The organism is Nonomuraea rhodomycinica, from assembly GCF_013363995.1.
Lineage (GTDB): Bacteria > Actinomycetota > Actinomycetes > Streptosporangiales > Streptosporangiaceae > Nonomuraea > Nonomuraea rhodomycinica.
In genome coordinates this window covers 162,566-176,053 of record NZ_JABWGO010000007.1, presented here as the reverse complement: position 1 = coordinate 176,053, position 13,488 = coordinate 162,566, and the positions used below count along the sequence as shown (strand labels likewise).

Here is a 13,488-nt window from a genome sequence, read left to right as displayed (position 1 = left end):
CGGGCCACCAACGGGGCCATGTGCGCGGAAGCCTCCGACCCGATCGGGGGCGGAGGCTTCCGCTCTCCTGGACCACGTCCTCACGGCCGTCGCGGTGAGAGTGCGGTCCGGGTGAGGACGGCGTTACTGGTGCAGGTCCGACAGGCGGCCCAGGTTGACGTCGGTGTCGTCGGACACCCGGGATGTGTTCGGCGTCCCCGGTCGCGGCGCGTCGTCCTGCACGATGATGCGGACGTCGTCCTGGTCCGTGGGCTGCCGCGGGGCGCCGGACGCCTCCTGCCCCTCGAAGGCCCGCTGGTCGAACGGCCGCTCGCCGGGCTCCTCGGCCTGGCCCTGAGCGTGCGGCGCGGCGTGGGTCTCCCGCGGGTTGTGGCCGACCGGCGCGGTGCGCGCCTCGTGCCCGGCCTGGCCGGCGGGCGCGGCGTGGTCGTCGCGCGCGGACTGGTCGGCGCGCGCGGGCTGGTCGGCGCCCACGGGCTGGTCGTTGCCCGCGGGCTGGTCGTCGGGCGCCGGGCGGTCGGACGGCGCGGCGGCCGCCTGGCCCTCCATCTCCACGGAACGTCCGGCCGCCCGACCCTCACGGACGTCACCGGCGGCAGGCTCGCGCGGCGCCTTGGCCTGCTCCAGCACCAGCGGCCCGGCCGCGCTCTCGTTCCGCATCAGGTCGCCCAGCACCGAGCCGATCTCGCTGAGCCGGCGCACGACCTCGGTGTGGGTGTTGGTGAGGTACTCGACGCGGCGGCCCGCGTGCTCGTCCAGCGCGGCCACGCGCCGGTTGGCCTCCTCCAGCGCCGACTCCGCCTCCGTCCGGGCGGCGGTGAGGGTGCGCTCGGCCTCGGCGCTCGCCGACTCCAGCAGCCGGGCCGACTCCTGCTCGGCCCCGGTGACCAGCCGCTCGGCCTCGGTGCGGGCGGCACGCAGCGTCTCGTCGGCCTCCGCGCGGGCGGTGGTGAGCTGCTCCTCGGCGTCGGAGCCCGCCTGCGCCAGCATGCCCTCGGCCGCCGCCGTGGCCTCGGCCACCCGGCGCTCGGCCTCGGCCTGCGCCGAGGTCAGGATCTCGTCGGCGGTCGCGCGGGCCGAGGACACGAGCCGCTCGGCCTCCGTCGTGGCCGTCTCGCGCAGCCGGGCCGCCTCGGCCTCGGCGTCGGCCCGCTTGGCCGCCGCCTCCTCCTCGCCGAGCTTGAGGATCTGCGCCAGCCTCGGGCTGAGGTCCTCGTAGTTCTGCGGCGCCTCGACCATGCGCCGCCGGGCCTCGGCCAGCTCGACCCGGCCCTGCTCGGCCTGCTCGATCGCCCTGGCCAGCCGTTCCTCGAGATCCCGTACCTGGTTGCGGGTCCGCGTCATGTAGTCGTGAACCTGACGGCGGTTGTAACCGCGCATCACGACCTCGAAGGTGTCCTCTTGCATCAGATCGGGAATGCTCTCGTGCTGGTTTGTCATGGGGGTTACCTAAAGGTTTGCGTGAGCCGGGGGATAACTGCGGGTTGTGAGGGTCTGGCAGCGAGACGTCAGGAAACGACTCTCCTGCCATCTGCCCACGTCCGCAAGCGGAACGCCTGACGTGGAGCGGGAATTACGATGGGCCGGGTGTACATCGCAGCGCTGGACGGCGGGGCCGTCCCCGACATTCACCCCGAGGCGTACATAGCGCCCGGCGCGGTCGTGGTCGGCAGGGTGCGCGTGGGACGCGCCTCCAGCATCTGGTACGGCTCGGTCCTCCGCGGCGACGACGAGCGGATCGAGATCGGCGAGGAGTGCAACGTCCAGGACCTGTGCTGCCTGCACGCCGACCCGGGCGAGCCGGCGATCCTGGAGCCACGGGTGAGCCTGGGCCACAAGGCCATGGTGCACGGCGCGCACGTGGAGCGCGGCGCGCTGATCGGCATCGGCGCGATCGTGCTCGGCGGCGCCCGCGTCGGCGCCGGCACCCTGGTGGCGGCGGGCGCGGTCATCGGGCCCGGCAAGCGCATCCCGGCCGGCGTGCTCGTCGCCGGCGTGCCGGGCCGGATCGTCCGCGAGCTCACCGACGACGACCGCGCCTCCTTCGCCCGCACACCCGACAACTACATGGCCAAGGCGGTCAGGCACCGGCAGGCGTCAACGTCTTGATCAGCGCCGCGTCCGACACCGAGGCGGTGTTGAGCGGGTCGGCGTACTCCGGGAGCTCCGGGCGCAGGAAGTGCACGAAGTCGACGGTCAGCTTGAGGTCGGGCAGGCCCTTGACCTGCTTGGCGTTGCCCTTCACCGCGTCCTTCTTCAGCGTCGCGTAGCTGTCCCAGTCGGTGTACGCCGTCACGCCCCACTGGAGCACCTCGGGCAGCTGCGACGGCCAACGCTGGGCGACCTTCCAGGAGCCGCCCTGCTCCCGGTACAACGCCGCCACGAGCCGTCCGGCCCTGGCCAGCACGAGATCGACCCAGCCGCCCTTGACCGCGATCTCCAGCGGCTTGGAGCTGCCGTTCAGCGTGTACTTCGCCTCGACCTGGCCGCTCTTCTCGGCGGTGCCCGTGGTCACGGACACCCATGTCGGATTGCCGTACGAGGCCGGCACCCGGGCCATCAGCCCGCCGAGCGAGAACTTCCGCCTCGGCTTGGCGCCCTTCTTGCCCTCGACCTTCACCCGGGCGTACATCACGATGTCGCCGGCCAGCTCCTGGTACACGAACGGCCCGCGGAAGCCGTCGAACCACGTCGACGTCCTGGGCTCCAGGTAGAGCGAGCCCTTCACCGTGGTGTTCACGTCGAGCTTGGCGATGCGGTCGACGTCCTTCTCGGTGTCGCTCAGCTTGGCCCAGGCGGCCAGGTCGCCGGCCGCGGCGAACTCGGTGGACGCCCCGCCCACCTCGCCGCCGGGCGTCGGCGGTAAGGCCCTGGCCACGTCCAGCACGCCGGCGGTGGTGGGTGAGGGCCGCGCCGCGGTGGTCGACCCGCACCCGGCGAGCCCGATCGCCACCGCCAACATCCCTGCCACTTTCGCCCTCATAGTCGGACATTCTGCCGTGTAAAGGCGGTTGTTGATCCCCAAGCGGCAAGTACGATGGCCGCCGTGCGCCCCTGGGATGCGTTCGCCGCCGTCGAAGCGGACGTCCGCGCGATGGTCGCGGACCCGCGCTGGCAGGACCTTCCCGTACCCGTACGCGCCCAGGCGATCGCGTCGCGGACGCTGGTGACGCCCGACGGCGACCGGTGGCTCTTCGGCGCGCACGCGCGCTGGCACCTGCACGATCCGGCCGACGGCCGCTGGCATCCCGCGCCGCCGCCCCGGGGGGCGCGGGTGCGGCCGGCCGAGCACGCCGCCGCGGTGCTGCCCGCCCGGGTGATCCCCCGGGGGCCGGACTTCGCCGCCGAGCCGGGCTCGACGCAGGCGTTCGTCGGGCCGGACGTGCCCGACCACCTCACGGAGCAGGTCCGGGTGCTCGTACGGGCGGCGGGGCGGCGTTCGGAACTGGACTTCCCGCTGACGGCGTTCGGCGAGATCTTCGCCGGTGACGTGCCGAGCACGGTGGCGGCCGTGTGGGGGGTCGTGATGTGGTGCGCGTACGCGCCGGCCTTCGACGGCAACGAACGGCTGCTGACCATCTTCGGCGAGTACCTGCGCCGGCCCCTGCCCGGCGACGAGTGGGTGCGCTGGCTGCCCGCGCCGCCGCTGCTGGACCTCGTCCGGCTCGTCGCCGAGCGGCAGCGGGCCGGCCGCCCCCGCGAGTCGCTCCGGCTGACGGCGATCATGGCCGACACGGCGCACATCCTGCTGTCCGACACGCGTTTCCGGCCGCGCGCGCTGGCGCTGCTCACGATGGTGGAGCCGGCGCTGTCGCAGCCGGGGCTCGACGAGCGGGCCGCGCGGCGCGACGACGAGTCCGTACGGCAGGCGTGGCTCGAACGCTGCCCCGCCCGGCTGGCCCGGGCCCTCCTGCCCGAGACCGACCCGGAGACGCACTTCGCGCACACGGTGTACGACCTGGTGGACGCGCTGTCCTTCACCCCCGACCCGGACCGGGCCGCCGCGATGCTGCTGGCCGACCTGTCGGACTCGCGCGGGCTGCTGCCGGGGCGGCTGGACCACCGGCTGCGGCACGCGTACGAGGAGTTGGCCCGGGCGGGGCTGACGGGGACGTCGGCGGCCGAGACGACGCACCCGGACGGCTTCGAGGTGCTGGGGCCGTCCCAGCCCCTTCCGGGCCCTCCGGGGGCTCTGGGCACGCCCACGGGGGCCTGGGCCCCGCCGCGCCCGCCGGACGCCACGGGAGCCTGGTCACCGGGCGGCCCCACCGGCTCCCGCCCCACGGCGGACCCCACGGGCGCCTGGACCCCTGCGGACACGACGGGCTCCCGGAGAGCGGCCCCGCGGGGGGAGGGCGACCGTGGAGAGAGGGACGGCCGCGGTGGCGCGCCCGCGGACCCGGGCGAGGCCACCGGCGCCTGGACGCCGGCGGACGACGCCGACAGCACCGGCGCGTGGGCCCCCGGCGGCCCCGCGGCGGTCTCCGGGTCCCCCGGCACAGGCGCGCAGGACCGTCACGCGCGAGCCCCGAAGCATCCCCTCGACCCCTCCGGGCCCCACACGGGCTCCTCCTGGCGTCACACGGGTGGGCCGGACGACGCCGGCGCGCCCGGGCCCACAGGGCCGGACGCCCTGGGCCGCCCCACCCCTCCTCGCGCGGCCGACCGTGACGCCCAGGACGCCGGCGACCGCACCACCCGGAAGACCGGCGAGCGCGGCGCCCAGGAGGCCCGCGACCCCCGAGAGGACCGCGAGCGCGGCGGGTCCGGTCTCTTCCGTCGTTCCGGCGGACTCGGACGCGCAGGAGAGCGCCGGCGCGACGGCATCCCCCAGGCGGGAGGCAGCGGCCGGACGGGAGGTAGCGGCCGGACGGCAAACGGCGACGCGGGAGCAGACACCGGCCCAGGAAGCACCGACTCAGGCAGCACCAGCTCAGGCAGCAGCGGCCCAAGAAGCACCGGCGGGGGAAGCACCGGCACAGGCAGCACCGGCGCGGGCCAGGACGCCGGCCCCCCGGACACCGGGACGGGTGGGATCGGACGGGCGCGGAGCGCCGCCGGGCGCCTCCCCCAGATCGTGCGGAGCGCCTCCGACGGCGAGGGGACGCGGTCAGGGCGTCTGGCGGCGGCGGTGGCGAGGCGGGTGCTGTCGCGGAGGCCGCGCCGGCGCGTCACGTCCGGCTTCGAGATCGAGCCGCCCGACCGGGCCACGGCGGCGGCCGTGCTGGGCGCCGCGTACGCCGCCGGGCTGGCGTGGCAGGCCGTGTCGGGGGCGAAGGTGCCGGAGCGGGGGTTCGCGGGGCAGGCCGCGCTGGTGCGAAGGATCGTCCACGAGCGCGACGATCTTCCCACCTAACCCACTAATACCGTTATTTCACTCTTACCCCTCCTATATCGTTCCAAGACGCCAAGGACCGCTATTTAGCTGAATTGTGATCTCTGATTGGGGAAATGACCCCCGTGGGGCCCCGGCGACGCGCAAAGGAATGACTCCGATGGGCCATGTCGCCCGAAGGGCCCCGGCCGTAACCTCGTAGAGGGTGTGGGCTGCGGAAGGAAGGACGACGCGGTGGGGCACGACGACCTGGACTCTCGGGTCCACGACCGTGTCGCGTTGGACGAGATTGCGCTCTACGCCGAGGTACTTACCGCCGTTGCCATCAGCGAGCGGCGGCTGACCTTGGACGAGCTCGACGACGCGCTCGGATTGCGGACTTCAGCGAGTCGCTGAAGACGATCACCATGACGTGGTCCCGGACTCCTGAGGGGTCCGGGACGGTGGTGTGGAGGGTGGCTCACCTCCCACGACATGACTAGTCAGTTCGCCGGCCACCCTCCTCCGAACGGACGACTCCTCACGGACGACCGACCGGCCGGCACGACAGCCGACCAACCGGCCATCACACGCCGCCGACCGACCGGCCATCGCGGGAGACGACCGGCCGACCGGCGCGGGAGGCTACGACCGCACGAGGCGGGCGATCGCCGCCGACGCCTCCTTGACCTTCGCCTCGGCCTCCGGACCGCCGCTGTTGACGGCCTCGGCCACGCAGTGCGCCAGGTGGTCCTCCAGGAGGCCCAGCGCGACCGCCTGCAGCGCGCGCGTCGCCGCCGAGACCTGGGTGAGCACGTCGATGCAGTACGCGTCGTCGTCCACCATCCGCTGCAGGCCCCTGATCTGCCCCTCGATGCGCCGGAGCCGCGTCAGGTAGGCCTGCTTGTCACCGGTGTAGCCGTGCATGGTCACCACGATATCCGCATCCGTTACGAGTCATCTGAGATCCGCGATCAGCTTCTCCCACTGCGACCCGACCTCGGCGGCCGAGTGGCGCAGCGCGGTGTCGAGCGCCCCGGCGGCCAGCGACCGCCGCCTGCGCTCGTCGTCGATGAGCGCGAGCAGCGCCGACGCGAACATCTCCAGCTCGACCTCGCCGTCGCCCTCCGGCACCAGCACCCCGTTGTAGCCCGTGGCCACGAACTCCGTGGGCCCCCGCGAGCCCTCGAAGGCCACCACGGGGACCCCGCACCCCATGGCCTCCAGCACGGTCATGCCGAGGTCGCCGTTGCGCGAGGTGTTGGCCACGATCGACGCCTTGGCGAACTCCCCCGCGAGGTCGGGGGTCATGCCCATGAAGTAGACGTGGTTGTGCAGGTCGAGGTCGCGCACCAGCGCGCGCAGGCGCCGCTCCTCGGAGCCGCCGCCGTACAGCCGCAGCCGCCAGTCGGGCCGCTTGTCGGCCACGGTGGCGAACGCCCTGATCAGCCGGTCGTACCCCTTGACCGGGATCCACCGGCCCCCGGCGGCGACGATGCGGTTGTCCATCCGCGAGCGCGGCCACGGACCGGCCGGCAGCGCGTCGGGCACCGTGTGGACGGCGGCCGAGCCGTCGAGGAGCCTGGTCCACTCCTCGGCGGCCGCGTCGGTGGCGGTGGCGACCGCCCGCAGCCGGGGGTAGAAGCGCCTGACCGGCGCGGGCACGGCCGGGCGTCCCCACTCCCGGGCGATCTTGAGCAGGTCGCGCGGGGCGTGCCGGGCGGCCTGGACGCCCAGCGCCGGCCTGGTGGTGATGAGCACGTCGGACTTGAGGTTGCGCAGCAGCCGCCACAGGGCGACCTCCGCGCGCACCTGCCCGCGCGGCAGCAGGCACCGGCTCCCGGGCCTGGCGTCGATGATCGCGCGCATGGTCACGTCCGGCCCGACGGGGAAGAACGGCCGGTCCTTGTGCCTCCTGACGCTGATCACCTCGACGTCGTGCCGCTCGGACAGCGCGGTGGCGAGGTTGAGCGTGGAGCGCACGTCGCCGCGCATGCCGTACGCGGAGGAGAGCAGCAGGGTGATCTTCACCCGCCCACCTCGATCCGCAGCTCGTCGTCGGCGGTGTAGCAGGGCCGGATGGGCACCCCGTCGATCCGGGCCGACGGGTAGTGCAGGCGGCGGCGCTTGCCGTCGACGTCGTCGAGCCGCGAGCCGAGCTTCAGCGGCGTGGCCACACCCTCGACCTCCAGTGCCGGCTCCCAGGTGCCGGCCTGGTCGGGGTCGGCCGCGAGCACGTCCACCAGGGAGAACGCGGCGTGGAAGCGCACGCCCTGCACGGTCGCCCAGGTGCGCCGCATGAGGTCGCCGGACTGCCTGCGGTGCAGGGCGAGCCTGGCCTCGTGGCGGGCGTCGTCGTCCTCCAGCCCGGTGAAGGCCAGCAGGCCCATGACCTCCATGCGCCCCTCCCTGAACCAGATCGAGCGCACCTCCGCGATCGGCTCGGCGTCGGCGATCTTCAGCGCGAGGTAGCCGTTGCGGGTGCGGTAGGAGCGGTAGGCGAGGGTGCGCTTGCACAGCGCGTACGCGTCGAGGTGGTCGAGGGAGAAGCCCGGGTCGACGCTGCGCAGCCGCACGCGCCGGCCGTCGCGCCGCAGGTAGGCGTCCCAGCGCCCGGCCGTCAGCATGAGCGGCGCCAGCGAGACGGCCAGCGTGGCCTCGCCCGTGCGGGCGCCCGGGGTGCCCAGCAGCACCTCACGTTCGACCCCCGTCGTCCGGTGCCTGAGCACGAGTTCCGTGCCGTCGCTCAGGGGCTCCTCCATGGCCAGCCGGAGGGAGAGCACATCGGCGAGCGTGACTTCCGCGTCTGTGACCACGACGCGCATCGCGAGCCCCCTCCCCGTCGAATGAAGCCATGCGACGTTGAGGTTACCGTGATTTTCCCGTTATGTGGATGGCGGATTTCTTGCGGGTGGCCGGCCTGACATGCGGAACTCCTCCACATTACCTGTGGAGGAGTTCCGACTTCCCGTGTCAGGTAGGGCTTTTCACGGATTTGATCAGGAGCTGGGCGACGTCCACGACCTCCAGCGACTCCTTGGCCTCACCGTTGTTCTTCTTCTCGTTGATCGCGTCGCCGAGCATCACCATGCAGAACGGGCACGCGGTGGAGACGGTGTCGGGATTCGTGGTCAGCGCCTCGTCCACCCGCTCGGTGTTGATGCGCTTGCCGATGCGCTCCTCCATCCACATGCGCGCGCCGCCGGCGCCGCAGCAGAATCCGCGGTCCTTGTGGCGGTGCATCTCCTGGGTCTGCACGCCGGGCACCTTGGACATGATGTCGCGCGGCTGGGAGTAGACCTTGTTGTGGCGGCCGAGGAAGCACGGGTCGTGGTAAGTGATCTTCTCCTCGATCGGGGTGATCGGGGTGAGCTTGCCCTCGTCGACCAGCTTGGCCAGGAGCTGGGTGTGGTGCACGACCTCGTACGTGCCGCCGAGCTGCGGGTACTCGTTGGCCAGCGTGTTGAAGCAGTGCGGGCAGGTGGCGACGATCTTCTTGACGCCGGCCTCGTTGAGGGTCTCGATGTTCTGCTGCGCGAGCATGTTGAACAGGTACTCCATGCCCAGGCGGCGGGCCGGGTCACCGGTGCACGCCTCCATGGGGCCGAGCACGCCGAACTTGACGCCCGCGATGTGCAGCAGTTCGGCGACCGCCTTGGTGGTCTTCTTGGCGCGGTCCTCCAGGGCTCCGGCGCAGCCGACCCAGAAGAGGTACTCGGTGCCCTCGGGCATCTTCTCGTCGACCAGCTCGACCTCGAAGTCGAGCTCCTCGATCCAGTCGGCCCGCTTCATCTCGGACATGCCCCACGGGTTGCCCTTGTTCTCCAGGTTCTTGACCATCACCCCCGCCTCGGACGGGAACGACGACTCGACCATCACCTGGTAACGGCGCATGTCGAGGATGTGGTCGATGTGCTCGATGTCGACGGGGCACTGCTCGACGCAGGCGCCGCAGTTGGTGCACGACCACAGCACGTCGGGGTGGATCACGCCGTCCTCGCCCACCAGCGGCTTCTCCAGCAGCGCCAGCACGTCGGTGTCGGCATGGCTGGTGTCGGCCCCCGCCAGCAGGTACGGGGCCACCTTGAAGGCGTGGTCGCGCTGGTCGATGATGAGCATCTTCGGCGACAGCGGCTTGTCGGTGTTCCACGCCGGGCACTGCGACTGGCAGCGTCCGCACTCTGTGCAGGAGTAGAAGTCGAGGAAGCCCTTCCACGTGGTGTCGCCGATCTTGCCGCGGCCCAGCCGTTCCGCGTCGAGGTCCTCGTCCTCGAAGTCGACCGGCTTGCCGTCCACGCGCAGCTCGGGCGCGCCGCCGAGGCCGTCGGGGCGGCGGGAGAAGAGCACGTTCAGCGGCGCGGTGAAGATGTGCAGGTGCTTGGAGTTGAGCACGATCACCAGGAACACCAGCATGAAGCCGATGTGCAGGAGCAGCGCGATCTCCTCCAGCAGCGAGCTGTGCGGCAGCACGTCGCCGAGGGCGAGCGAGACGAAGGCGCCCGAGGAGTAGGGGAAGTTGCCGTTGGCGGCCGAGGCGCCGCGGGCCAGGAACAACGTCCAGATGATGTTGAAGATCATGAACAGGACGAGCCACGCGCCGCCCAGGTGGGAGCCGGTGAAGCGCGAGCCGCGGCCCAGCGTCTTGGGCGAGTTCTTGATCCGGATGGCGGCGAACGCCACGAGGCCCAGCAGACACGCGACCGCGATGAAGTCCTGCAGGAATCCCAGCACGGCCCACTGGCCGACGAGCGGGATGTGGAAGTCGGGCCGGCCGGTGATCGCGCCCTGCACGATCGCGCCGTACGCCTCGACGTAGACGGTCAGCAGGATGAAGAACGCCCACATGACGAAGAAGTGGGCGACGCCGGACGGTGTCCACTTCAGCAGCTTCTTCTGGCCGAACACCTCGACCAGCTGCGTCTTGATCTCCTCGCCGGCGTGCGTCCTGGCGTACTCCAGGCGCTCGGGCGCGGGCGGGCCGACGGTGGCGAGCTTGTAGAGGAACAGCGCCCGACGGCCCGCCACGGCCACCGCCAGGACGGTCATGACGAGTCCGATGATGGCTACCCAGAGCACGGGCCCTCCCACAGGTGACGTTGGCTGCCAGCGTACGAGCGCCGGTCCGCCACGCAACGACCAGGTGTCCCCAGAATCCTACCCAGCGGTAACATAACTGGGGTAACGCGACCCACCCTACGACCGCGGGTCGTTACCGAACAATGCTCTATGGTTCGCTACGGCGTGAAATAGCGCTGGATCGTCGGCGCCAGCAGCTCCACCAGCTCCTCCGGCTCGGCCCCCGCCATCGGCTCCAGCCTGAGCACGTAACGGGCCATCACCACGCCGAACATCTGGGCGAAGGCCGCCTCGATCCGCAGGTGCGGCACGCCGATCGTGTCGGCCACCCTGAACAGCAGCGCGTTCGAGACGAACTCCCGGAACATCGACGCGGCGTACTCGTGCGTCATCGCCGAACGGATGAGCGCGATCATCGGCTCGCGCGTCTCGGGCGTGGCGGTCACCTCGAGGAGCAGCCGGACCAGCCGCTCCCCGATCTCCTCGCGCGGGCCGTCGAGCAGGGCCGGCACCACCACCTCGGGCGTCAGCGGCAGCCGCATCGCCGCCGCGAACATGCCCTCCTTGGTGTCGAAGTAGTGGTGCACGAGCGCCGGGTCCACCTGCGCCTCCCGGGCGATGCCGCGGACCGTCGCCTTGTCGAACCCCTTCTCGGCGAACACCCGCCGGGCCGCCGCCAGGATCTCCCCTCTGGTGTCGGCCGACCCCGGCCTGCGCCCGGGACCCCTCTTGACCGTCATGCGGACGCCGCGAGGTGCAGGCGGGCGAACGCGAGCCCCTCGGCCAGGTCGTCGATCCGCTCGGTGCGGCTGGCCGCCTTGCGCGTGTTGATCTCCAGCACCACCAGCCCGCCGTAGCCGGAGTTCGCCAGGCGCTCCAGGATCGGCGCGCACGGCTGGGTGCCCCGCCCGGGCACCAGGTGCTCGTCCTTGTTCGTCACCCCCACGCCGTCGGCCAGGTGCAGGTGCGCCAGACGGTCGCCGAGCTTGGTGGCCATCTCCATGGCGTCGGAGCCCGACACGGCCGTGTGCGACAGGTCCAGCGTGACGTGGGGGAAGTCGTAGTCGATCGGGTTCCAGTCGGGAGAGTACGGAACGACGTCGTTGTTCCTCGCCCGCAGGGGGAACATGTTCTCCACCGCGAAGATCACGTCGGTCTCGTCCCGCATGCGGGCGATGCCGGTCTCGAAGTCGCGAGCGTACTCGCGCTGCCAGCGGAACGGCGGGTGGACCACGACCGCGGACGCGCCGAGCCGCTCGGCCGCCTGCCGGGCCCGGACCAGCTTGGCCCAGGGGTCGCGCCCCCAGACCCGCTGCGTGACGAGCAGGCACGGGGCGTGGATGGCCAGCACGGGCACCTGGTAGTGGTCGGACAGCCGCTCGATCACGTCGATGTCCTGGCTCACGGGGTCGGCGCCGACCATGATCTCGACACCGTCGTAGCCCAGGCGAGCGGCGAGCTCGAACGCGTCAGGGGTGCGTTCCGGATATACCGAGGCGGTGGACAATGCGATCTTCGCATTGGGCACACGGATGACGTCAGCCACCTTGCCAGCCTAAGCCGGTGACGGGGTTCTGGCGCGCGACGCCTACGGTTGGGTCATGCCCCGGATCGCAAAAGGCGCCATCCCCAGCCCCAACATCTGGAACACCCCGCAGCTGTACGAGCTGGAGAACCGCGCCGTCGACCCCGACGGCGCGGCCGAGGCCGCCATGCGGGCGATCCGGCCGTGGGACGGCGCCACCGTGCTCGACATCGGCTGCGGCACCGGCTACCACCTGCCGGGCCTGTCGGCCGCCGCGGCGCGGGTGATCGGGGTCGAGCCGCACGGCGACCTGGTGACGCTGGCCCGCCGCCGCTGCGCCGGGCTGCCCAACGTGGAGGTCCACGCCGCCGCCGCGCAGGACCTCCCGCTGCCCGACATGTCGGTGGACGTCGCCGTCGCGCGCTGGGCGTACTTCTTCGGGCCCGGCAGCGAGCCGGGGCTGCGCGAGCTGTCCCGGGTCGTGCGGCGCGGCGGCGCGGCCTTCGTCGTCGACCTCGACGCGGGCCGCGGGGCGTTCGGCCGCTGGTTCTCGCGCACGGTCCCCACGTACTCGGCGCGCGAGGTGGAGGCGTTCTGGACGCGGCAGGGCTGGCAGCGGCAGGAGCTGGACCTGCGGATGGTGTTCGAGCGGCGGGCGGACCTGGAGGCCGTGCTGCGCATCGAGTTCGCGCCGGACGTGGCCCGCCAGGCCATCGCGGAGACGCCCGGCCTGGAGCTGGACTACCCCAACGTCCTGCGCTGGCGCCTGTTCTGACCCCCTTGACCTTGACATTGGCGTCAACGTTTACCGTGGGGCCATGCGCATCGGAGAGCTGGCCGGACGTACGGGGGCGAGCACCCGCTCCCTCCGCTACTACGAACAGCACGGGCTGATCACCTCACGTCGGGGCGCCAACGGCTACCGCGAGTACGCCGAGGACGACGTCCGCCTCGTGGAGGAGATCCGCACGCTGCTGTCGGTGGGCTTCACGCTGGAGGACACCCGTCCGTTCGTGAACTGCCTGCGGGCCGGTCACGAGAAGGGCGGCGCGTGCCGCGACTCGGCCGAGGTCTACCGGCGCAAACTGGCCGAGATCGACGACGAGATCCGCACCCTGCTCGCCCGCCGCGCCGAGGTCTCGGCCCAGCTGGGCGAGTCCTGCTCCGGCTGCATGTTCTCGATCCAAGGAGAGAAATGATCACCCTCACCACCGCCAACTTCGACGAGCAGGTCCTGCGCGCCGACAAGCCCGTCCTGGTCGACTTCTGGGCCGAGTGGTGCGGGCCGTGCCGCATGGTCGCGCCCGTGCTCCAGCAGATCGAGAGCGAGTACGGCCTCGCCATCGGCAAGCTCAACACCGACGAGAACCCCGAGATCATGTCCCGGTACGGCGTGCTCAGCCTGCCCACGCTGCTGCTGTTCGAGAACGGCGAGCCCGTGCGCCAGGTCGTCGGCGCCAAGCCCAAGCGCATGCTGGTCTCCGAGCTCGGCCTGGCCTGACACCGGCGGCGAGCCCCCCGCCTCACCGTGGTCGTCCGCCGGGCAGCCTGACCGCGATTGCCGCCGGGCAGC

Annotated in this window: 14 protein-coding genes; 6 read left to right on the top strand and 8 right to left on the bottom strand. The window is 72.0% G+C overall.

From position 1 onward, the window contains the following. Positions 1 to 123: 123 nt before the first annotated feature. Positions 124 to 1,440 (bottom strand): coiled-coil domain-containing protein, encoded by a 1,317-nt coding sequence (locus tag HT134_RS26995; RefSeq protein WP_175603260.1) that lies wholly within the window; start codon positions 1,438 to 1,440, stop codon positions 124 to 126. 147 nt (positions 1,441 to 1,587) lie between these two features. Between HT134_RS26995 and HT134_RS26990 the strand changes: the two genes are divergently transcribed. Then, entirely contained in the window at positions 1,588 to 2,109 is a 522-nt protein-coding gene (locus HT134_RS26990; protein WP_312888459.1) for a gamma carbonic anhydrase family protein, read from the top strand. Here HT134_RS26990 and HT134_RS26985 read toward each other — a convergent pair. Beyond that, positions 2,081 to 2,953, bottom strand: coding sequence for a hypothetical protein (locus HT134_RS26985; protein ID WP_175603258.1), 873 nt, complete (start codon positions 2,951 to 2,953; stop codon positions 2,081 to 2,083). The genes HT134_RS26990 and HT134_RS26985 overlap by 29 nt on opposite strands. 93 nt (positions 2,954 to 3,046) lie before the next feature. Here HT134_RS26985 and HT134_RS26980 point away from each other — a divergent pair, with 93 nt between their 5' ends. Further along, positions 3,047 to 5,356 carry a hypothetical protein gene (locus tag HT134_RS26980; RefSeq protein ID WP_175603257.1) on the top strand — a complete coding sequence of 770 codons (2,310 nt, stop codon included), beginning with the start codon at positions 3,047 to 3,049 and terminating at the stop codon, positions 5,354 to 5,356. A 213-nt stretch (positions 5,357 to 5,569) separates the two neighbouring features. After that, positions 5,570 to 5,731 carry a hypothetical protein gene (locus HT134_RS26975; protein ID WP_175589978.1) on the top strand — a complete coding sequence of 54 codons (162 nt, stop codon included), beginning with the start codon at positions 5,570 to 5,572 and terminating at the stop codon, positions 5,729 to 5,731. 228 nt (positions 5,732 to 5,959) lie between these two features. Here HT134_RS26975 and HT134_RS26970 read toward each other — a convergent pair whose 3' ends face one another. The 6 genes from HT134_RS26970 to HT134_RS26945 all read right to left on the bottom strand — a co-directional run bounded on the left by HT134_RS26970 (position 5,960) and on the right by HT134_RS26945 (position 11,936). Beyond that, positions 5,960 to 6,241, bottom strand: coding sequence for a metal-sensitive transcriptional regulator (locus HT134_RS26970; protein WP_175603256.1), 282 nt, complete (start codon positions 6,239 to 6,241; stop codon positions 5,960 to 5,962). 30 nt (positions 6,242 to 6,271) lie between these two features. Continuing rightward, positions 6,272 to 7,345, bottom strand: a complete 1,074-nt coding sequence (locus tag HT134_RS26965) for a glycosyltransferase (RefSeq protein ID WP_175603255.1) — start codon at positions 7,343 to 7,345, stop codon at positions 6,272 to 6,274. Continuing rightward, positions 7,342 to 8,139 carry a hypothetical protein gene (locus tag HT134_RS26960; protein WP_175603254.1) on the bottom strand — a complete coding sequence of 266 codons (798 nt, stop codon included), beginning with the start codon at positions 8,137 to 8,139 and terminating at the stop codon, positions 7,342 to 7,344. Before HT134_RS26960 ends, HT134_RS26965 begins: the two co-directional genes overlap by 4 nt. A gap of 148 nt (positions 8,140 to 8,287) precedes the next feature. Continuing rightward, positions 8,288 to 10,390 (bottom strand): (Fe-S)-binding protein, encoded by a 2,103-nt coding sequence (locus HT134_RS26955; protein WP_175603253.1) that lies wholly within the window; start codon positions 10,388 to 10,390, stop codon positions 8,288 to 8,290. A 158-nt stretch (positions 10,391 to 10,548) separates the two neighbouring features. After that, positions 10,549 to 11,130 (bottom strand): TetR/AcrR family transcriptional regulator, encoded by a 582-nt coding sequence (locus tag HT134_RS26950; RefSeq protein ID WP_175603252.1) that lies wholly within the window; start codon positions 11,128 to 11,130, stop codon positions 10,549 to 10,551. After that, a complete protein-coding gene (locus HT134_RS26945; RefSeq protein WP_175603251.1) occupies positions 11,127 to 11,936 on the bottom strand; it encodes a sugar phosphate isomerase/epimerase family protein in 810 nt (269 codons plus the stop codon). Before HT134_RS26945 ends, HT134_RS26950 begins: the two co-directional genes overlap by 4 nt. Before the next feature lie 55 nt (positions 11,937 to 11,991). Between HT134_RS26945 and HT134_RS26940 the strand changes: the two genes are divergently transcribed. Genes HT134_RS26940 through trxA form a run of 3 tightly spaced genes read left to right on the top strand, consistent with a single transcriptional unit; the run spans position 11,992 to position 13,416 of the window. Further along, positions 11,992 to 12,690, top strand: a complete 699-nt coding sequence (locus tag HT134_RS26940) for a class I SAM-dependent methyltransferase (RefSeq protein WP_175603250.1) — start codon at positions 11,992 to 11,994, stop codon at positions 12,688 to 12,690. A gap of 43 nt (positions 12,691 to 12,733) precedes the next feature. Then, positions 12,734 to 13,114 carry a MerR family transcriptional regulator gene (locus HT134_RS26935; RefSeq protein WP_175603249.1) on the top strand — a complete coding sequence of 127 codons (381 nt, stop codon included), beginning with the start codon at positions 12,734 to 12,736 and terminating at the stop codon, positions 13,112 to 13,114. Then, positions 13,111 to 13,416, top strand: a complete 306-nt coding sequence (trxA, locus tag HT134_RS26930; protein ID WP_175603248.1) for a thioredoxin — start codon at positions 13,111 to 13,113, stop codon at positions 13,414 to 13,416. The genes HT134_RS26935 and trxA overlap by 4 nt, the downstream gene beginning before the upstream one ends. The last annotated feature ends 72 nt before the right edge of the window (positions 13,417 to 13,488 follow it).

Coding starts and splice junctions, on each gene's coding strand:
- HT134_RS26950 (WP_175603252.1), bottom strand. CDS start 11,130: ATGACGGTCAAGAGGGGTCCCGGGCGCAGGCCGGGGTCGGCCGACACC.
- HT134_RS26935 (WP_175603249.1), top strand. CDS start 12,734: ATGCGCATCGGAGAGCTGGCCGGACGTACGGGGGCGAGCACCCGCTCC.
- HT134_RS26940 (WP_175603250.1), top strand. CDS start 11,992: ATGCCCCGGATCGCAAAAGGCGCCATCCCCAGCCCCAACATCTGGAAC.
- trxA (WP_175603248.1), top strand. CDS start 13,111: ATGATCACCCTCACCACCGCCAACTTCGACGAGCAGGTCCTGCGCGCC.
- HT134_RS26970 (WP_175603256.1), bottom strand. CDS start 6,241: ATGCACGGCTACACCGGTGACAAGCAGGCCTACCTGACGCGGCTCCGG.
- HT134_RS26960 (WP_175603254.1), bottom strand. CDS start 8,139: ATGCGCGTCGTGGTCACAGACGCGGAAGTCACGCTCGCCGATGTGCTC.
- HT134_RS26995 (WP_175603260.1), bottom strand. CDS start 1,440: ATGACAAACCAGCACGAGAGCATTCCCGATCTGATGCAAGAGGACACC.